Below are 20,236 nucleotides of genomic sequence, written 5' to 3'. Positions count from 1 at the left end.
CGCTCAAGACCTGTCCGCAACGAAGCTGGCGAGCTTGAGCAGCCGAGAACTGAAACCCAGGCGGGCCCGCCGCGCCGCAATCAGATTGACGTCGAACACGATGTGCCCGCCCTGGCGTCGCATCTCGATCATCACCCCCTGATCGGCGAATCCGGCCGCATCGGTGATAGTCAGGACCGGTGTCGCGGCCAGTTGACGGAGCAGAGCATCAAGGGAACGACGGTTGTGTTCATCGATATAAAGGACCTGGCAGCCCGTGAGCGGATCATCAGGCAGAATCCGGCGCATGGTGATGGGCAAGCCGTTCTGCACACGCTTGCCTTGCAATTGGGCGAGTTCACCGTCCAACTGCGTGGTGCCAAGCACGCACAACTGGAAATTGACGTCAGGCAAAGATGGCCACTGAGCGAACAGGGCAAAATTGTACAGATAGGCGGCTTTCATAGCGCGCTCGTCCACCTGCGAGTCAGCCCTTACCACCTGGGTGGGCAGACACAGAACAATCAAGACCAACAGGTGGCGCACGGCGATCTTCATGGGAACGCATACCCCACGCTCAACCACAGGCTGCGCTCACCGCTCTCGATCAAATCGGCGCTGCTCTCGACGCTGAAGAGCGACGCATCGACATAACGTCGGTCAAAAAGATTGCGTACCGCGGCGGTGACACTCACCCCCGGCACGACATCCCGACTGGTGAAGGTCAGGTCAGTGATCGTATAGCCGCCGGCGCTGATCCCCGTAGCGACCAGCCTGCGCCCCACGTAACGGGCAGCGAGACTGGCTCGCAAACGCTCCTGTGCCAGAGGCACCGACACCTGCAGCTTGCTCAAGTGTCTGGGCGAATTCACCCGATCATGGCCAAGGTTGTCCTGCGAGCGCTGCACAGTGTGGCTGCCCCTCAGTTGAACGTCACGCCACTGCCACTGGGCTTCGAGTTCGGCGCCTTGCGTGTCGATCCGCTCCAGCGAAGGCTGCGAGAAACGACCGATAGGATCGGTAATGCGATAACGATAGAGAGTGCCCAGCAAACGGAAGTCGCCACGGCGATGATCGGCCACGAACTCGGTGGTGGTGACGCGCTCCGACTGCACGCCGGGTAGATCATTCAAGGTCGTCTCGTTCCGGCTCGCGAAGCGGGTCGCGCTGCCATGGGACAACGACAGACTGGTGTTCGTCAGGCCGGTATAGAGCAAGGCGAGCCGCGGATTGCTGCGCGTCACCGAATCCTGACCGCTGCGTTGGTCCATGCGCACGCCCAGGTTCAGGCCAAGGTCATGGCGCAGGGCAATTTCATCCTGGGCGTAAAGGCTGAACGTCTGAGTCGACGTCTCGCTGTGATCTGTTTCGTGTTCATCGCGACGGGGAAAATACTGGTGTCTTTGCTGGTCCTGTCGGTAGTCGTTACGGTATTCACTGCCCAGCACCAGGCGATGCCCGGAAAAGGCCACGCTGCTGACCGTGCCCTCCAGATCCCACCACCGGCCGTCCGCGCGAACGTCCTCGATAAAATGGCGCCCATCATCGATCGGCTCACGATAGGCGCTGCGATAAAGATAACGGCCATGGGAGACCCGGACCGAGGAACGGAAACTCCCGAAGTCGGCGTCGTGGCCAAGCTTCAGGAAATCGTTCAGGTCTGAAAAGCTCAAGTTGCTATCCAGGGGGATCTGCTGCTCCTGCTGCTTGCGCTCGGCAAATGCGCCTTCAACGCTCCAGGCATCCTGCGAGCCTTTGACGAATAATCGCCGACCATTCTGCTGATCCTGCAAAGCACCGTCGGAGAGCGGGATATCAGCAAGATCGGCTTGAGACACCGAGGTCGAGACCAACCACTCCCCACCATTGTCCAGACGCGTTCCCCAACTGGCGCGTACCTTGCGGTCATTGTGCGAGCCTGCGGTCATGGCGACCTGGCTGCCGTCCAGATCGCGCCCCCTGAGCGTCACGACGTTGATGACCCCGAGAAAGGCCCCATTGCCGTACAACGCCGAGCCCGGCCCTGGTACGTACTCGACCCGCTCGATCAGTTCGGTGTCGAGCAGACCATCCTCGCCAAGGTAGACCTGGTTGTAAATGTTGTCGGCGACCGGCTGGCCATCGACGCGCAACATGACCCGTCCCGCGTACTCACCAGGCGCACCGTAGCCGCGCCCGCCAAGAAAATAGTAAAGCCCGTCAAAGCCGATATTGAGGCCGCGCATGTTATTCAGGATCTCGGCCAGCGTCCTGTAGCCGAAGCGGTGGATTTCTTCGGCCGTGACCACCGAGACAGCCGAGGGCGCGTCGGTGAGCTGCTGCGAGAATTGGGCCGCGCCCACGACTTTGGTCTCGAGCAGTTGCTCGAAGGGAACAACGGTCAAATCCTGGGCCGCCGCCGCCCGCGCCAATAGCCACATGCCCGACAAGCAGAGGCTCTGCAAAGCGTGACGGGTCAGAAGCTTAGAAGTAAGGTGCGGTGACATGATCTGGATAGAGATCTCTGGGACTGGAAGCTCAATCACTTCGTTTGGTTTTCGCTTGCTTCAGAGCAAGCCGACATCAACGGCACTTGCCTCGGGAAACCAAGCAGACGAATGCTTTAACCGCGCGCCTGGCCACCCGTTAATGAACCACTGCGCGAATGATGGCAGACTGCCTTACTTGCAACGACAGCACCATCGGGCCACGCCTATATTGAGCTAGGGGAACTTCGAGGCGCCGTAGGAATTGCCCTACCACGATGCCGCGCGCTAGATAACGAAGCTCTTCATCATTTCGCGCAAGTTGCCGGCGAGTTGGTTGAGCTGCCGAGTCGTGGTGAAGGTCTTCACCGCCACGTCCTGCGCCTGGACAGAGAAATCGCGAATGTTCAGCAAGTTGCTGTCCACTTCTCGAGCGACCTCTGCCTGCTGCTGCATCGCGCCGGCAATGACGCGATTACCCTCGGATATCAGTTCCACGGCCTGAGTGATTTCATCCAACGCCTCTCCGGCCGAGCGAGCGACCTCCAAACTGTGGTCGGCTTTGCGGGTGCATCCATTCATCAGCAATACGGCGTCCTGAATATCGGTTCGGATGCCGGCCACCATCTCTTCGATTTCCAGTGTCGATTGCTGGGTGCGTTGGGCCAGGCCTCGCACCTCGTCGGCAACCACCGCAAAACCGCGCCCGGCGTCACCTGCGCGAGCCGCCTCGATGGCTGCATTAAGCGCCAGCAGATTGGTCTGCTCGGCAATCGAGCGAATCACTTCCAGGACTTTTCCGATGTCCTGGCTTTTGCGCGCCAGCTCACCGATCTGCGTGGAAGTCTTTTGTACTTCCTCGGTCATTTGCTGAATCGCGCCAACGGTCGCTACGACCATGTCGCGCCCCTGCCTCGAAGAGTTGCTGGCGGTGCCCGACGCCTGAGAGGCCAGTAGCGCATTGCGGGCCACTTCTTCCACCGCCGAAGTCATTTGGGTGACGGCGCTGGCGGCCTGCTCGAGTTCCTGGTTCTGTCGGTGCGAGCCCGTCGAGCTCTGCTCGGACAGGACCTTCATGTCTTCGGAGGCATGCGTCAGTTCATCGGCGGAGGCGTAAATTCTGCGGATCGTCTTGCTCAAGCTTTGTTGCATGCTTTCCAAGGCCTTGAGCAGACGCGCCGGCTCGTCCGTCCCATGGGTAACCTGTGTCGACGTCAAATTGCCCACCGCGACCGATTCGGCCAGGGCAAGCGCGCGCGTCAGCGGCTGTAAAAAGCTGCGGGCCAGCACCCAAGCCACGCCGCCGCCCAACACGAAAAGAACCAGGGTCAGCCCCCACATCAGCACACTGAACTCACTCGCCACCGCATACGCCTGGCTGGCGGCCTGCTTGCTCATGCCTTCCTCAAGGTCGATCATCTGGTTGATCAGAGACAACCATTCCACGAACGCGGGGCGGGCTTGACTCATCAACAGGTCAAGGGCTTCTGGCGCACGGTCATTCATTCGAAGCGTGATCACTTGGGCAATCAACGGCAAGGTTCTCGCCTCGACGGCCTTGATCCGGGCCAGCGCACTGCGCTCGTCCGAGGTGATATCGGAGCGATTTGCAAACATCTGGTCGAGCTTTTCGGCCGAGCTGGCATAGTTCTGCGCCAGGACTCTGATTTTTTCCAGCTCCGCGGGCAGCTCGGCCTTGTTGGCGATCAACAGGATATCGCGCAGAACGATCGCCCTGTCGTGCACGCTGCCCCGGAAATTGATCGCATAGCGCGCCTTGACGTTGTTGACGTCATTGATCTGCGAAAGGGTGTCTTTGATATAGGCCACCTGGGACGTGCTCAACCACGTAAGCGTTGTCGCCAGCATCAGGATAAAAGCGAAACCGAAACCCAACTTGGCGCCGACATTCAGTTTGATCACGACCATTTCCTACTCGCCACCGAGGCATTCTCGATACATTCCTCCAGCATGGGGGGCGATTGAACCCGTAACCATCGGGCACGGCTGATAGTCCGGTAGGGCAAGGATTACTCCGGTCAGGGAAGCTCCAGGTCTGTTTGAAAAGGGATCGCTACCTGTACGCGCACGCCCTGCCCCGGAGCACTCTCCACGCTGACCGTTCCGCCGAGCATCTGCCCTCGCTCACGCATGCCGAGCATGCCCAGCGTGCGTTTGGACAGTTGCTTGGGATCGAAGCCCTTGCCGTCGTCTCGCACTTCGATGAACACGTGGTCGTCACTGCGTTGCAGGTGTATTTCCACGCAACTTGCCTGGGCATGACGAGCGACGTTGGTCAATGACTCCTGGATCAGACGGAAAATGGCAGTGGCCCGCTCATCGTCGAGTTCCAATCGATCGGAAGAAGCCCGCAGTGAGCACGCAATGCCGGCATTGTGGGAAAACTCCGAGACCAGCCATTCGAGCGCCGGAATCAATCCCATGTCCAGCGCGGCCGGACGCAGGCTGGTCGCGACGTTACGAACGACCTGAATGACCGCGTCGATCCGCCCCATGAGCACCTGCACCCGCTCCACCAACAATGGCTGCCCACTGCCGAATTGCAGGCGCAACAGGGAAACCCCCATGCGTAACGCCGTGAGTTGTTGTCCCAATTCGTCATGAATCTCCCGGGCAATTCGCTTGCGCTCCTCTTCACGCGTGCTTTCGCGATAGCTGTGGAGCACACGCTCCGCGTGTTTGCGCTCAGTGATGTCGCGAGCGATACACACGACTCGCTGCACGCGTCCATAAGCGTCACGTACCGGTATCAGCGTGGTGTAGAACGTGCGCAAGCCGGCAGGCAGCTCGACCTCGTCCTCTTCGTCCAGCGGCGCGTCGCTGTCCACGCAGCGCTGGTACTTTTCCATGGCGGTGGCGAGCGCCGGTGGCGTCAGCGTTTGCTCGATCGTCTTGCCGATCAGTGCTGCCCGTCCCACGCCCACGGCCGACTCAAGGGCCGGGTTGACCTCGATGAAACGCAACCCCTGGTCGGTCACCTCGAGCAAAAACAGAGGGTCAAGGGAACTGTTGAAAATATCCCGGTAACGCTGCTCGCTTTCCAACAGCAATTGTTCGGCACGCTTGCGTTCTTCGGCGATGGCCGCCAGATGCCGGGCTTCGCGCGTACGGTCGCGCACCTCGTGTTCAAGATGATCATGGGTCCCCTGGACCCGCTCGGCCATGCTGCCAAACGCCCGGGCCAGTTCACCGATCTCGTCGGCGGACTGTATCGGCAACTGTTCCGCACACAAGCGCTCCTTGCCCGCGCCGAGCTGTCGTGTTGCCGCAATCAGCCGGAACAGCGGAATGGCCACCTGTTTCTGCAGAATGGAACGCAGGATGAGGATTTCCACCAGCAACGTCAGCAGTCCGAGGACGACCACAATTACCAAGTTATCGACAATGGCCGGGGTCATCAGCGTTCGGGGAAAGTGGATAGCAAGCACCCAAGGCGTGTCGGGAATGCGGCCCATCGCGACGATATCGTCACGGGTCTGGATAATCCGCGCATGGCCCGGCGTCAGCGCTGAGGCGACATTGAGCAATGGAAAGCTGCGAATCATGTCGAGAGAGCGGATGGACGCCTTGCCCGCACTGCTTTTGACCTGTTCCATGGCGTCTGGATGGTAAATCAGCGTGCCCTCATCATCGGCGATGAACAAGCTGCTGTATGCGCCCTGCATCGCGGGTTTGGCGGTACGCGCCATCAGCTCATCCAGTAGCACATCGACGCTGGCCAGGATCTGGTGCCTGCCGGATGCATCGGCCACATCAGCCGTGGCGATCGTCGTCATCCAGGCATTGTTGGAGAAGTCCCAGTACATCCGCGTGAACAGGGTTTCGTTGCCGGGTGAACCGAAGCCGCGCGCGTAGAACTCATAGGTCTCGAGCTTCAGGGCATCCGGACCCGAGTAGGTGAATACCTTGGCGACATCGGCGTCCTGATAGATGGGAAAGCCCTTCTCAGGTACCACACCATAGAAGTTGAACAGCCGGCCGTGGGTACTGGAGCCGTACTTGTAGGACAGCAGATACGACAGGGCAAACCGCGCCCGGGTATCGTCGCTGGGCGGGATATCAGGCGCGTAGGTGGCCGACATCCTGGCAAAGCGCCGTCCATCGGCCAAGGGTTCTCCTTCGAATAAACCGGGACGCTGCGTATAAGAACCATCGTCGTGGCGATAGAAAATCTGCTCGAAGTCTTCCATCAACTTGGCCCGCATGCCGGGAAGGGCCAGGGTCTGCTTGAACTCTTCAAGGAAGTTGCGCTGCAGATCCTTGATTTCCCGAAATGGCAAGGATTCGCGTTGCAGGGTCTGTTCGGTGGACAGCAGCAATTGCCCGGTCACCTCCCTCTCGATCGAGGTGGAGTTGACATAGTAGGAAATCACCCCCGCGCCCAGGGACACAAGACCAATGCGGAATGTGGCAAGCCGCAGGGCACGCGTCGTCAGCGAATGCTTATGGGGGACGACCTCGGGGATCTCTTGCACCATCATCGACTCCTTTGCCGCCATCTCTCGATGGCGGCGATTGACCCGCCCGATACCTGACGATCAGCGCATTTGCGCATAAGGCGTTATAGGCTCCACCGGCAAAGGCAGGTTGCCTTGCCAAGGGTCGAAGGTGTAGCGCAAGTAAAGCAGCGCGCGGCTCGGCGCGTAGTCCTCACTGTGTTGCCATGCCAGCCCACCGCCCAGCACCAGGTGGTCGGACAGACGACGCTCAACCCATCCTTGCAGACGAACGTTGGCCCCGCTGGTGCTGCTCCCGGCTTTCACCTGGTTGATATCGTCGGCAATCAAGCCCGCCTGTTCGATACCACTCAGCCATTTCGCCCCCGCGCCTTCGAGCGGATAAAGCGCGCTGGCCTCGGTCCGTGCATACGACCAGCCGAGCGAACTGTCCAGGCGCACCGACCAATCGGCGTTGCGCCAGGCATAATTCAACGGCACGCCCACCGAGTAGTATCGCTGGGGGCTGTAGTAACCGCCCTGCCCCAAAGTGAACTCGCTCAAGTCCTTGTCATACCCCCAGTACATCAGGGTCAGGCCGGAGGTCAGACGTTCGTCGGCGCGGTCGATCACGTGGTAATAGTAGCCGCCCATGGCGGAACGTCGTTGGTTATCGGCCACATTTTCGCCCCGCAACCAGTGCGCGCCGAGGCTACCCCAGAAACCATCCACGGCACTGGTGGCATGACTGACGTCAAGGCTCAGGCCATTGCTGGTAACACCGCCCCAACGCACGCCGCTGACAGGGTCGACGGCACCGGCATGGGACAGCAGCGAATCGCTCACGGGACGGCGAGACGCCGTCAGTTTCCAATTCAGGGTGCGCCAGTCACTGGCAAAGCTGACGCCGCCCAACCAATTCGAGACGGGGAATCCTTCGGCGGAATGCCCGATGTCCAAGGCCCAGTGCTCATCGTGCCAGCCGACGGCCATCGTATGGCCACGGGCGCGTTGGGTGTCGCTCCGGCAGCCGTCGGACACCACAGCCCCGCTTGCCCGGTCGCGCAAGCGGATCGCGCAGGTGCCGAACCGCTCTCGGTGCAGGCCATCGGTATCGGTGTCGAATCGGCCGGCATCGAGATCGATATTTTCCACCTGGACAAAGCCCTGGCCGGCGGCGACGGGGGCGTCGATGCGCAAAATGGAGGTCTGGGCCAGCAGGTCGGAGGTGCCCGGCGTGGTGTTGTCGGAACGCCAGGCGATGTCGTGGTAGAGATGCACGGTGGGGTTCTGCTGCTGATACAGCGCGTCGACTTCCTCGCGCAAACTGCGAGGCAACCCATCATCGCCGTCCTTTTTACGACTGGCCAGGGTCAGCGCACGGTTATCCCGTGGGCTGGCTTCGGCGATGGTCAGCAAGCCCACTGCCGCCATCCCCCGGGCGTATTGGTCCAATGCCCGTTGCGGTTGGCGCCCGGCATTGAGCCGCGCGTCGTCGTGCAATGCATTGGCCTGCGCCAACGATCGGCGACGTTGCAACTGTTCGTTTAACTCATGCATGGGCGGGCTCCAGGCCTTCGGCGCGATGCGCGCCAATGCCTGCAAAGCCTCGCTGTCTCGCCCATCGGCGCTCAGGTACAGGGCCTGGGCATAACGTGCCTCGGGATTGCTCCCTTGGCGCTGGAGCAACCGGCGCAGGCTGTCATCGGCCGCCGCCGTTTGCCCCAACGCTCGTTGTGCCTTGGCCAGCCGCAAAGCCAACCAGGGATTGTCCTCGTCGAGCGGCCGGGCCTCGAGCAAGAGGCGACTGACCTCGGCCCAATCGGACCGTTGCGTGGCGGCATCGGCCAAGGCGTTCAAGCGCGCGAACCGCAGGCTTTGACGTAACGCGACCAGATCCCGCGGCTGCCCGTGAGGCAAGCTGTCAAGAAACGCCTCAAGCTTTTGCGGCGACTGCTTCTGGTACAGATGCACCAGCGGCCATGTCACCGCCAAATTGTCCGGTTGCAAGCGGTGCGCCTGCAACAGCAAGGCTTCGGCGCCGATGTCATCGGCATTGGCCTGGGCGACGGCGGCCAGGCCGATCAGCGCCCTGGCGTCATTGGGTTTCACCTTACGTGCCTGCCGGTAGGCCGTCCCGGCGGCGGCCAGGTCCTTGCGCTGCAAGGCCTTGTCACCCTGGCGCAGCCATGCCGAATAATGATCGACGGCTTTCACCACGCGTTGGCGTTTGGCCGCCGCCTGCCAGGCAGGATCAGCCAACTGTTGTTGCTGGCGCAGCAGTTGACCGGCGGCGGCGTCCTTGAGTGGCGAATCGGGATAATGAGTCAGGAAGCCCTGCCAGCCCTGAACACTCGCGAGACTGACCGGCAGGCGGCCCAGATAGTTGTATTCCTGTTCGGCCGCAGCGCTGCTTGCCAGGGGATTGCTCGCCAGGCGATGCAGGATCGCCAGGCCCTGTGCGTCTCTTTTCTGGGCGATCAACAGATTGGCCAGCACCAGTTGCAACCCGACATTTCCCGGGTACTGGCGATCCAACGCTTGCAAGTGCTCCAGGGCGATCGCTTGCTGCCCGGCCACGGCGCTGCGGGCCCGCCAGTATTCAAGCGCGCTGGAAAGATCCGGCGGAGCATCGCCGAACAATTGCCGATACGCCCCGACGGCTTCTTGCGCTTTCCCCGACTGGGCCAACTTGCGCGCCTGGCTCAGGCCTTTTTGCCCGTCCACGCTTTGCAGTGCCAACAGGCTCCGGGCCTGGAGCAGTTCGTGAGAATCCGGCGCCTGGCGCTGTAACCGCTCCAGCAGTCGCTCGGCCTGCGCCTGATCCTGTTGCAGCAGCGCCTGGCGGATCCCGGCCACCAGCACTTGAGGCAGGTCGGGAGCGATGAGATTCAGGCGCGCCAAGGCGTCACGGACCAGGTCTTCACGATAGAGCGCCTCGCCGACCCGCATCTGCTCCAGAAACCGTTGTTGCTGGTCAACGGGACCGGTCGACTGGGCCATGACAGGCCCAGACAACCCTGCCAACAACAGCGCCCACCTCGTTACTTTTTGCATGCGCCCGCCCAGTTCGGCAGCAGCCGCCCTTGCTTGTCGAAACGATAGCGCCGCTCGTCCCAGCCTTGTCCGAACAAGACCAGGGACTGGTTGTAATAGGCGTCGGGCGCGGGCGGCTCCTGACGCAGCCGTTCACGTTGGATCTTCAAGCTTTCGCCGCCATCAGGTGTGCCGGCCAGCATCGGCAGCATGGCCGCGGAGAAACCCACGGGGCCCGTGCCGGTATCGGTGCCGGCGCGGGTATCGAGTATTTCCGGCACAGCCCCCAAGCGCTTGATCATCGTCGGCAGGGGTTGGAAATGCTCGAGCAATTCCCGCCGGCCCGATGCTTGCTCGGCCAGCATGCCGAGCCACAGGTAGACCCGGATGGCGTCGTAGCTGCCCTTGGGGCCCGTCACGCTATCGACCGTCCACCCCTGCCCCGCTCGCCACGACAACCAGTCGGGCGCCAGGCCCCGTGGGGAGCCCTCGATCAGCAACCGTTGCGAACTCTCGGCAAGCTCGGCCCAGATCGGTGCCACTTGGGCAAAGCGCGCCAGCAATTGCGGCGGCAGGTAACTGGGGTTCAGGCGCCAACTGTCGGCACTCTCGAAACCCTGCCCACCCGGCAGCAACATCAGCCCCAGCCCCGGCACTTTACGCATGCTCTGCGCCGCGCTGAGCCAGAGCATATTGAGCCCCAGCTTTTCATAGTCGGGACGTCGCCACAGCCGACCGGCTTCCAACAAGCTGTAGGCGATCCACAAGTCGGCATCGCTGGCGTTGTTGGGGTCCAGCACCTTCCACTGTCCCTCCTTGTCACGGCCCCATTGCCAGGCCGGCAATCGCCGGGACAAGTCGCCGTCGGCCAGATTGTCCTGGGTCCAGCGCAACAACCGCTCGAAATTCGCCCGGTCATTGGCCACCAAAGCGAAGAACAGACCATAGCTCTGCCCTTCCGATGTGGTGATCCGCTGATCGGTGGACGCATCGATCACCCGCCCCTCCGGGCTCATCAACGCCTGCCGATAACCGTCCCAGGCTGGCCAACCGCACTGCGCCGCCTTGACCGGGGCCATCACGCTCAAGGTCAACATCAACACCAGGAGTCCTCTCACGCCCATCACTCCCGGCCCGCCAGGCGCCGCCGGGCGATCCAACTGAGCGAGCGCCACAACATGAATGCAATGAGCAGCACGATCAGCACCACCGTCATCGCCAACAGCACCGGGTGTTCGGAGAGGTGGAACCAAAGCAACAGCCACCACGGCAGATGCCCGACGAAGTACTGCTCGCCGACCTGGCTGCTCTCCACGCCACTGCTGCGTAGCAGCGCTACCGAACCCGCCACGGCGTCCATCTTCGCGCCGTCGGCGAGCGTATCGCGCAGCAATTGGTAATCGGCATCGTCGTGGGCAAGCAGCGCAACGATGCTGCGCTGCTCATGGAACGGCGACTTGAGGCCGACGAATGCGGCAATCGGCGCCTGGGCCGACACCTCGACTCGATGGGCCGCTTGCTCCCTGATGTCATTGAGCTGCCCGGCGCGCGCCGACGATCCGCTCGGCATCTGGTTGGAAGGCTCCAGCAACCAATCATTGAGTTGATTGAGCATCAGGTTCGCATTCGCGCTGTCGCCAACGCCCGCGCCCAGCCCTCCCATCACCAGCAGATCGGCGTCCGTGCGGGCCGCCACGCTCCAATCATCGGACAACTGCAGGCCCAGCGCCGGCGCGCCGGAACGCGCGCCGATGGTTGCCAGGGTTTCAAGCAAGGTGCTGATCTGTACGGCGTTGCCCTGGGTCGGCACCATGACCAGGGTTTGCGACAGGTCGGCCATGCGATTGAACGGAAACCCGCTGCGAGCAAAAGCCTTCAGGTCCGGCATGGCGATGAAATGGTGATAGCCGGACAAATCCAGCGTCGAGTTTTCATCGATCGTCGACTGATTACTGGCCGGCAAGCTCGTCTGGCAATGATCGCGTTGGGCACTGCCGATCGTGCTGGCGAAGTTGAAGTCAAAACGCAGCGTGTTGCGCTCGCCGACTTTCAACGCAGGCACGAACACCTTCTCGGTGGGGTTGGCCGGATCACTGGACAGCACCGCCAGCCTCAGCCCTTGCAGCTTCGAACTGTCATTGGCGGGCAAAGGAAAACTGCTAATGAATTGATCGTTGAGACTGATGTTCAGCCGTGATTCATCCGTGACGACGCTTGGGGTGTAGCGATAATTGAGCTTGAGGGGGATGCCCTGGCTGCGCCAGACAAACAGGTCCGGCGGCAGGTTCAAGTCGACGCTGATCGGCGCCGGCCGCAGACCGCTCGCCTGCAATTGCCCAGGGTAGCTGATCAGCTCGGCAAATCGAACCGGACGGTCGGTGCGAATCCAATTGGGTGCGTCGTAGGGTTGCCTCGGTTGCAGTTGCTGCACCTTGTCCACCGTCACCCGCGAACCGCGCAACAAGTCCCCGCCAAGGGCCAGCGCCCGCGTTGCAACGAGCAGATCCTCATCATTTCGACCGAACACCAGCAACACTTTGCTGTGCGGCGCGCGAGGGTTCTCGATGATCTGCAGCACCGGGGCTTGCACCTTTGGAAAACGCTCCAGGTCAGCCAGGAATGACGGACGGTGGTCGTTGGTCGCAAAGACGATGGCCGGCGTGGTCGCACTACCGTCGTCGGCCTGTGGCAACTGGTCGAACAGCACCGGCAAACGCATGCCTCGCCAGCCGGCCCGGCTGCCGAAGTAAGACGCCAGGACGCCCGCCGCGCGTTGCTCGCCCAATGTCGGCGCCGCTGCGAACACCATGCTCAACGTCGGTTTTTCCTGGCCCCGTGCGTCGAAAAACGGCAGGGGGAAATACGCCAGATCATTTTTCAGCGACAACGCCTGTTCATGCAGTTCGATCTCGCTGCGGCGCCCGATATTGACCCAGAGCGCATTGTTGGCCGGGTCTTCGCAAATGTCCGTGTAATGGCCGATGAACTCCAGGCGTACCCGGTTGAAATCGGTGATCAACAATGGGTCGAGCGGCACTTCGCGGAAGGTCTTGCGCCCGAGTTGGTCTTTCTCGATGGGCAGTGTGCTGACGAGCACGTCATTGAGATAGACCCGCAGATGGGACAGCACCGGCAGCAATGCCGGCGACGGAGTGTATTCCAGCCGCAAGCTGGCATCGCTGGCGATACGGTCGCGGCGTAACGAGAACTCGATCTGCTCACTGTCATGGATGCCCAGCAGCAGATTGTCGCCGGGCTGGCCCAACTGACTGAAGCTATAGGTATTGCTCCAGCTGGGGACCGGTTCAAGCGATGGCGCGCCCACGGAAGGCGTTACCAGGCCTTGGGCCTGGACACCAGCAGAGGCCAGGAGCGCCAGGCCGACGAACAGGGATCTACGCGAATAGCGACTCATGATGGGCTCACAGAACGAGAGGTAGACGAGAAAAATGAAGCCGGCATCCGTGGCAGGTAACTCAACAGCCATCCCACCAGCCGTAACGGCGGACCGGCCACACGGCGGACCCACAACGGCAGGAATTGATAAAGCTGGAAATAACCCTTGGTACCGAGCTTGAAGATATCGATCAGGCTGTGCAGGGGCCTGTCCGGCACATAGTTATCGCCCCAGTTCAACCAGGCATCGGCGCGAGCGAAGGTGCACTGCACGAAATCGATTTTCTGCCGGGTGGACAGATGGGCGAAGTTGATACCGACAAATTGCTTATGGCTACGGCTGACCAGGCCGGGGAACATGAATTCCCGCTTGTCACGCTGCATCAACAACCAAATGCGACCACCGACCGGCAGCGCCAGCGGCACATCGATTTCCACGCCGACACCGCCATCGGAATAGTCCACCAGCATGCCAGGGTACGAGTGGCCACTGTCCAGGCGCACCGCCACAGGCAACCGCGTCTGCACTCGATGCGTCTGGCGCACCTGGCGAACCTCGGCGGCCACCGCCACCGCGGCGCCGAGGATCAGCAGGTTGTAGATGACCCACAGCGAACTCACCAGCACCGTACCGATTTCATTGGCCGGCCCAGTGGTCAAACGCCAGCAGGCAAAACCCAATCCGATGATGTTCAGCCCCGCCAGGACCAGGTAGGGCCGGGCGATTTTCCAGTCGAATCGGTTGTGCTCCATCAGCCCGCCCTTAGAGGTGACATTGAAGGAGCCCTTGTTCGGGCTGAACAACGCCACCGTGGTCGGGCGGGCGATGTACCAGGCCAGGACGGTCTCGTAGACCTCGCCCCAGAACGTCTGTCGAAAGCGCCCCTGCATCCGCGAATTGGTCAGGCTGGCATGAATCATCGGCGGCAATACATACAGCAGGATCATCATTGCCGGGGCATAGATGATGTAGGCATGCAGCAGCAGGAAAGCCAGGGGCGCGCTCAGGAATATCAACCGCGGCAAGCCAGCGAGAAAGTGCATCATCGCATTCGCATAGCAGATCCGCTGGAAGAACGTCAGGCCCTTGCCCAACAGCGGGTTGTCGGTACGGAAAATCTGCGCCATGCCCCGGGCCCAGCGAATGCGCTGGCCGATGTGGGCGGACAGGCTTTCCGTTGCCAGGCCGGCGGCCTGGGGAATGCGCACGTAGGCCGAATTCCACCCCCGGCGGTGCAGCCGCAACGCGGTATGGGCATCCTCAGTGACGGTCTCCACCGCGAACCCGCCGATCTCATCCAGCGCCGAACGCCGCAGGACGGCGCAGGAACCGCAGAAGAACGCCGCGTTCCACATGTCATTGCCGTCCTGGATCAAGCCATAGAACAGCTCGCCTTCGTTCGGCCGGTTGCGAAATACCGCAAGGTTGCGTTCGAAGGGGTCGGCCGACAAAAAGTGGTGAGGCGTCTGCACCAGCGCCAATTTCGGATCGCGCAGGAACCAGCCCACCGTCAGTTGCAGGAAGGAGCGCACCGGCATGTGGTCACAATCGAATATCGCAACCAGCTCGCCGTCGATGCGGCCCAAGGCATGGTTGAGATTGCCGGCCTTGGCGTGGCGATTGTCCGGACGAATGATGTAGCCGACCCCGACCTCGGCGGCGAACTGGCGGAAGGTTTCGCGCTTGCCATCGTCGAGCAGATAGATCCGTAGCTTGTCCTCCGGCCAATCAATGCCCAGAGCCGCATAAACCGTGCCCCGCACCACCGAAAGGTCCTCGTTATAGGTCGGAATCAACAGATCGACCGTCGGCCAACGACGCGTGTCGTCCGGCAACTGCGCCGGTTCGCGGTTCAGCGGCCAGCAGGTCTGGATGTAACCGAAGATCAGCACGATCCAGGAATAGGTTTCCGCCGCCAGCAATCCCAGGCCGCAGGCCAGGTCCAGCGGTTGATCCCAATTCAACGTCGAGGTGTAGCGCCACCACAGGTAACGGCAGGAAACGATGACGGACAGCACCACCATCAGCAACGTCGCGAACCGTCCGGGAATGCCCCGCACCAGCAGGGCCAAGCCCCAGAGCAAAAGCCCGAAGACCAGTTGTTCCACGTAACCGAACGGCTCGGTGATGCACAACAGTGTCAGCAAAATCAATTGGATGAATAGAAAACCACCGAGCAGCCATTGGCGGTGCCGCTCCAGGCCTTTCCACCAATGGACGCCTTGAGTGATGCGTGAGTGGTCACGAATACGCCGGGTTTGTTGCTCAAGCGTTTGGGTCAGCCGCTCCCACCACGCTCGATGGAACGCCGAGGCTCGCGACCACCATGGGTAAGCCCTTGAACGCCGCTCTGGCGCGACGGGGTGTACCAACAGTAACCAGAGGCTCTGCAGGGCATAACGCAACGGATCGCCGATGCTCGGCGTCTTGTCGGCCAACTGCGGATACCAGCGTTTGCGATGCTCCAGCAACTGTCGCCAGGCGGGTGATTCCAGACGCAGTACCGTCCAGGCCAAGAGACTCCACAGAGCCAACAACAGCGCAACCGGCGGCGGACAATCATGTTCAGCGCGCAATTGCCCATAGGGGAACCAACGAGCGATCACCTCAGCTCACCTTGGTGCGCCTGGCACCAGATCGCCAGGCTCAGTACGTCCTGGGCCACCAGGCTGTCCGGCGCATAGCGTCCCACCGGCTGCTTGCTGGCCAGCGCTTCGCGCATCGCTTCATCGCTGTGCACCGTTATTGGCAACAGCCGCGCATCGTAGTGTTGACGCCAGATCAACGCGAGATCGCGTTGAATCTGGCTGGCCGGATCGAAACGATTGAGCAACAAGTTGTCCGCCCTCTCCTCCTGCTGTTGCAGCAACACATGACACGCGGCATCGGCTTCAATGATCTGGATCTGCAACTGGCACGACGTAACGTCGTTCTGCCCAGGCAAACGTCGCGGCAGATCGAACAGGATCCAGTCGAAATGCTCTGCCAAAGCGCTCATGCGCCGGTCCCAAAGTCCGGGCCGGTGGTCCAACGCTTGCGCCAGACGCGCCCGGTCGGTCCCGATGAGACGGCCATGGGGCAGCACACTCAAATTCGGCGCAAGACTCCACACCTGGTCAGTCCAGCCCTGACCATCGAGCAAGGCCCGGGCCCATCCACCGGTTTGCGTGACGGCGAGGTTGAAGTGCAGGCGCAGCAGATTCTCCGGGCACATGTCCACCAGCAGTACGCGCTGCTCCAGGGTGTGCAGGGCATAACCGAGCGCCGCCAGCAACGAACTGCTGCCGGTGCCACCACGTATCCCGTACAACCCCAACGAAGTCATGCGGTCACCTGCGGTTCATCGCGACGCACCAACGAGACCCGCGTGCCCGGCGCGTGCTGCGCCTGTTCCAGCTCGGCGAACAAGGGCCAGCGCTCCAACGCGTGGCGCAGTTCCCTCTGGAGCGACACGTCGACGTACTTCAGGGCGGGCAATTGCAGCTCCACCTTCAATCGCGCGATGTCATCGGCCCGCTCGGTGCGCGACATCAGTCTGGCGCTCATTGGGACACCGGACGGTAAGGCAGCCATGGGTCGTTCTCCGTAATCCGTACATAGGGTGTTGCGGCGTAATCGAGGACGATGCTGCCTTCGCTTTCGGAAACCAGCCGGGCCTGAGCCAGGCCTGCCAGCAGCGGTTGCCAGTCAGGCTGCTCGCCCCCTACTGGTGATGGCGTGCCATACAACCGGTCAATGAGCTGGGCCACGGCCAGGTAGCTACTCGGTTCGCTGACGTGCAATGGCATGGAACGAGGATTGCGCCCCATGCCGATCAACTTGATGCCGACCGGTACCTGGGTGATGGATGGGCTGGGTATCTCGTGCATGCCGGGGAACTGCATGCGATCTCCGCGCAGGGCCGCGCCGTGACCAGCCACCATCACCACGACCACTCGGCGACCACTGAGCTCCAGTTGCTCGATAAACCCGCTCAGGTCATCCAGCAGGACCTGGGCCCGTGCCTTGTAGTCGGCACGCCGGATGTTGCCATCGGCCGCCATGACATGATTGCCATCGTGCAAAGTCAGGGTGTTATAGAACAGCGCCACCCGCGCCTGAGGCTGCGTTTGACGGTGTTTCCACCAGTCGCCCAGCACCTCGCGATCACGCCACACAGGCGAGCCGTCCGGCCCTGACAGCATCGGCTGCCAATCGCCGGTATTCATTTCCGGCTCCGGCAGCGAACCCAAGGTTTGCACGGCATTCAGAAAGCCCGCGAAACGCCCCGTGTGGTTGAGCAGCGTCTGGCCGACGAAACCTTGCTTGCCCAGTTCATCGAACAGCAGGCAAGACTCTGGCGCCGGAACGAACAAGTCACGGCGAGCTGGCTGCCCACACCCGGCACGCAGCAGCCGAAGCGCCGCCGGGACCTGGTCGGAAGCGGCCGAGTTGAATTGATCAAAGAGCACATCCATCTGCCGCAGTAGCGGGTGGTCGCGCAAACCGACGGCATCCAGATCGTCCCAGGACATGGAATCGATGTTGATCAGCAACAAGTCAAAAGGCTGAGCGGCAGCCGTCGCAGGCAAGAACGAGACTCGCCGATCGGCCTCCGAGTCGTAAAACTGCTTCAGATAAACGTCGACAGCCTCACTGGAGGGGGCCGTCTTGTCTGACGGGGCCAGGACGCGGGCCGAACTCGTTCCGTGCGTTGACGGCAATACCGACGGATGGGTGACACTCAACCACGCCAGGCCGGCCAGGCTCAGCGTGGTCATGCGCAGCCAGGGCTGGACGAACTGGTACGCCATCACCAACACCAGCAGCCAACCACAGAGGCTCCAGTCGACCAGATTCCCCGCCATCCTGAAAAAATGGCCTAAAGACAGGTCCATCACCGAAGACCATTGGACCCATTCATCCAGAGGTGGCAGCCAGGTGTCTCGATAGAACAGCGCCATGGCCACCGGCACAGCGACCCACCGACGGATGACAATAATGGAATGCTTGCGCAGGGGGACCAGCAAAAAAGCCACGAACAACAGGTTGGGCAATACCTGGATGTTCAGATAACCGCCCCACTGCAATGCGAACTTGAGGATGAAATACAGGTTCCAGTGCCCCAGGCCGGGCCAGACCCGGGCGGTGCTCGCGGCAATCTCCGGTTCGAACTTACTCATGGGGCGCCTCCGGGACCACTGGGGTGCAAGTGCGTCGAGGCAAGGGACGGGATTTCAGATAGCGGGGTGCCAGCAAGGACTGAAGCAATGCTTGCCCCTGACGCCAAACGCTGCGCGACAGCCACACACACGCCAGCGTCAACAGACTGCTCACGGCAATCACTTGGAGTAACTCAAAAAGATTCATTCACAGGCATCCGCGAGGGCCAGCGTGATTCGCTGCGGTGTGTAGGCGCCCAACAACGCTTGCGTGCGCAGGGCCGTGTCGGTGCGATCCGGGGGCAGGCGCAACGTCTGCGGCAGGCTGGCTGCATTGCTGAATGCCTCATACGGCAAGTCATCGAACTCGGCTAGAGCCTGGCAATCGCTGAACAGGCTGCGCCACGACAGGCGACAGATGTTACCCAGCGCCGCTTCCAGGCCATCGCTACGACAAGCGAACAGAAACAGATAGAAAACCCCATCCACCACGGTGGCGACGTCGCCGAACCGGCGCAGGCTGATCTGGTGCAGACAATGCTCCATCGTCAACGCGGGGCGCGGGTGCAGCCGCAACAATTGGTGCTCGACCTCACCGGCGGCACCGCCATAAATCTGCTCCAATGCCGGCAAAAACTCCCGGGGCGCCAACAGGCCTCGTACCTTCGGCGCGCGCAGGCGTTCGATGAGCGATTCCAGGTCACCGCTCAAGCGACCGCGCCTCCAAACCTGCCCCTGTACGCTGTCGACCAGACTGAAGAATCGGGATAACGCGATGCCGAAAGGCACGATGATATTCGCCCCACACGACATCAACAGACGTTCGTCGCGATAGCGCAGGCAAGGCTCCATTTCCCGGACAATGATTTTCAACGCCGTACCGCAGCGTTCGCGCAATTCATACAGTTCCCGCGCCAGCACCTCCACCTGCTGGTCACTGTCGACCGCCACGACAACGCTCGCGGCACGGGCCTGGGCCGCCTGCTCCAACAGGTCGATACGCCGTTCGAATACACGCCAGTGTTCCGACAGTGCCGTAGCACCTTCCAGCACGACGCGCTGGGCAAGATAGATGCGCTGATCATCGGTACGTGTCGGTATCGCCACAGCCTGTTCGGCCCGAGCCAAGCTGAAACCCGCGGCTTGCAGATCGAGTTCGAATGCCTGGGCACCACAGACACCTCGCTCGTTGTGCCAAAAGTGCGACTGATAGTGGATAACGCCGTCTCGCCGATACAACTGCGCAAGACCGGACAGATGCTCATTGAGACGAATCAGCTCGGCATGCAGGTCGGGGGCCTCACCATGGCACAGCACCAAGAGCGTGCAACGTTGTTCGCGCAACCAGCGCCTCACCGTGCTGCACCATTGCCGCAGCTGCACCGCATCAAAGGCCTGCCAGCCGCCGGCCGGCAGCATCAACAACACCAGGCTGCCCGGCACCGTTGCAGCGCGCTTCAACTCGCCGGGCAGCGACTTGAGCGCCGCGCGGATGGAGGCCTTTGACACTTCAAAAACCCGCAGATCGACCAGCCCGGTCCGCTCGCCCAAGGCGCTTATCATTTGCTCGGGGTGGTGGCCACACCACACCAGACTCGCCCGGTGCCGCTCGGGCAAGGCGGCCAGGCTCTGGAGCGCCAACGCTTCGACATCACGGGTACGGTCGACAGCCACCCAATAGAGTCCTCCTTGACGCATCAACAACTGCTCATCCGGCAGATCCCGGATTGCCAAGGAAACCTGACTCAAGTGTACGCCTCT

13 protein-coding genes and 1 pseudogene are annotated in these 20,236 nt (G+C 61.6%); all 14 read right to left on the bottom strand.

Going from position 1 to position 20,236, the window contains the following annotated elements; translation table 11 throughout:
• Positions 1–3: 3 nt before the first annotated feature.
• Positions 4–537: a YfiR family protein gene (locus tag AC515T_RS11595; protein WP_496532574.1), complete on the bottom strand. Its 534-nt coding sequence runs from the start codon at positions 535–537 to the stop codon at positions 4–6.
• Positions 534–2,399, bottom strand: coding sequence for a TonB-dependent receptor plug domain-containing protein (locus AC515T_RS11590; RefSeq protein WP_496533116.1), 1,866 nt, complete (start codon positions 2,397–2,399; stop codon positions 534–536). The genes AC515T_RS11595 and AC515T_RS11590 overlap by 4 nt, the downstream gene beginning before the upstream one ends.
• A gap of 333 nt (positions 2,400–2,732) precedes the next feature.
• Complete coding sequence (locus AC515T_RS11585; RefSeq protein WP_496533115.1) at positions 2,733–3,521, bottom strand: methyl-accepting chemotaxis protein; 789 nt, start codon at positions 3,519–3,521, stop codon at positions 2,733–2,735.
• Positions 3,522–3,590: 69 nt separating this feature from the next.
• Positions 3,591–4,373 (bottom strand): annotated as a pseudogene (locus AC515T_RS11580) (MCP four helix bundle domain-containing protein); the annotation flags it as partial.
• Between the two features lie 110 nt (positions 4,374–4,483).
• Complete coding sequence (locus AC515T_RS11575) at positions 4,484–6,943, bottom strand: sensor histidine kinase (RefSeq protein WP_496532573.1); 2,460 nt, start codon at positions 6,941–6,943, stop codon at positions 4,484–4,486.
• 60 nt (positions 6,944–7,003) lie between these two features.
• A complete protein-coding gene (locus AC515T_RS11570; protein WP_496532572.1) occupies positions 7,004–9,904 on the bottom strand; it encodes a cellulose synthase subunit BcsC-related outer membrane protein in 2,901 nt (966 codons plus the stop codon).
• Positions 9,905–9,945: 41 nt separating this feature from the next.
• Positions 9,946–11,061, bottom strand: coding sequence for a cellulose synthase complex periplasmic endoglucanase BcsZ (gene bcsZ / locus AC515T_RS11565; RefSeq protein ID WP_496532571.1), 1,116 nt, complete (start codon positions 11,059–11,061; stop codon positions 9,946–9,948).
• A complete protein-coding gene (gene bcsB, locus AC515T_RS11560) occupies positions 11,061–13,352 on the bottom strand; it encodes a cellulose biosynthesis cyclic di-GMP-binding regulatory protein BcsB (protein WP_496532570.1) in 2,292 nt (763 codons plus the stop codon). The genes bcsZ and bcsB overlap by 1 nt, the downstream gene beginning before the upstream one ends.
• A complete protein-coding gene (gene bcsA / locus AC515T_RS11555; protein WP_496532569.1) occupies positions 13,349–15,940 on the bottom strand; it encodes a UDP-forming cellulose synthase catalytic subunit in 2,592 nt (863 codons plus the stop codon). Before bcsA ends, bcsB begins: the two co-directional genes overlap by 4 nt.
• Positions 15,937–16,659 carry a cellulose biosynthesis protein BcsQ gene (gene bcsQ, locus AC515T_RS11550; RefSeq protein ID WP_496532568.1) on the bottom strand — a complete coding sequence of 241 codons (723 nt, stop codon included), beginning with the start codon at positions 16,657–16,659 and terminating at the stop codon, positions 15,937–15,939. Before bcsQ ends, bcsA begins: the two co-directional genes overlap by 4 nt.
• Complete coding sequence (bcsR, locus tag AC515T_RS11545; RefSeq protein ID WP_496532567.1) at positions 16,656–16,880, bottom strand: cellulose biosynthesis protein BcsR; 225 nt, start codon at positions 16,878–16,880, stop codon at positions 16,656–16,658. Before bcsR ends, bcsQ begins: the two co-directional genes overlap by 4 nt.
• Complete coding sequence (gene bcsG / locus AC515T_RS11540) at positions 16,877–18,496, bottom strand: cellulose biosynthesis protein BcsG (protein ID WP_496532566.1); 1,620 nt, start codon at positions 18,494–18,496, stop codon at positions 16,877–16,879. Before bcsG ends, bcsR begins: the two co-directional genes overlap by 4 nt.
• Entirely contained in the window at positions 18,489–18,683 is a 195-nt protein-coding gene (gene bcsF, locus AC515T_RS11535) for a cellulose biosynthesis protein BcsF (RefSeq protein WP_496532565.1), read from the bottom strand. The genes bcsG and bcsF overlap by 8 nt, the downstream gene beginning before the upstream one ends.
• Positions 18,680–20,224, bottom strand: coding sequence for a cellulose biosynthesis protein BcsE (gene bcsE, locus AC515T_RS11530; RefSeq protein WP_496532564.1), 1,545 nt, complete (start codon positions 20,222–20,224; stop codon positions 18,680–18,682). Before bcsE ends, bcsF begins: the two co-directional genes overlap by 4 nt.
• Between the last annotated feature and the right edge of the window lie 12 nt (positions 20,225–20,236).

The organism is Pseudomonas sp. FSO-7 (assembly GCF_059579345.1).
Note: the sequence above shows the minus strand (reverse complement) of the source record. Positions and strands in the feature narration are given on the sequence as shown.

Bases quoted from the DNA above. Each gene is read 5' to 3' on its own strand.
- AC515T_RS11595 (WP_496532574.1), bottom strand. From the start codon at position 537: ATGAAGATCGCCGTGCGCCACCTGTTGGTCTTGATTGTTCTGTGTCTG.
- AC515T_RS11590 (WP_496533116.1), bottom strand. From the start codon at position 2,399: ATGTGGCTATTGGCGCGGGCGGCGGCGGCCCAGGATTTGACCGTTGTT.
- AC515T_RS11585 (WP_496533115.1), bottom strand. From the start codon at position 3,521: ATGAAGGTCCTGTCCGAGCAGAGCTCGACGGGCTCGCACCGACAGAAC.
- AC515T_RS11575 (WP_496532573.1), bottom strand. From the start codon at position 6,943: ATGGTGCAAGAGATCCCCGAGGTCGTCCCCCATAAGCATTCGCTGACG.
- AC515T_RS11570 (WP_496532572.1), bottom strand. From the start codon at position 9,904: ATGGCCCAGTCGACCGGTCCCGTTGACCAGCAACAACGGTTTCTGGAG.
- bcsZ (WP_496532571.1), bottom strand. From the start codon at position 11,061: ATGGGCGTGAGAGGACTCCTGGTGTTGATGTTGACCTTGAGCGTGATG.
- bcsB (WP_496532570.1), bottom strand. From the start codon at position 13,352: ATGAGTCGCTATTCGCGTAGATCCCTGTTCGTCGGCCTGGCGCTCCTG.
- bcsQ (WP_496532568.1), bottom strand. From the start codon at position 16,659: ATGACTTCGTTGGGGTTGTACGGGATACGTGGTGGCACCGGCAGCAGT.
- bcsR (WP_496532567.1), bottom strand. From the start codon at position 16,880: ATGAGCGCCAGACTGATGTCGCGCACCGAGCGGGCCGATGACATCGCG.
- bcsG (WP_496532566.1), bottom strand. From the start codon at position 18,496: ATGAGTAAGTTCGAACCGGAGATTGCCGCGAGCACCGCCCGGGTCTGG.
- bcsF (WP_496532565.1), bottom strand. From the start codon at position 18,683: ATGAATCTTTTTGAGTTACTCCAAGTGATTGCCGTGAGCAGTCTGTTG.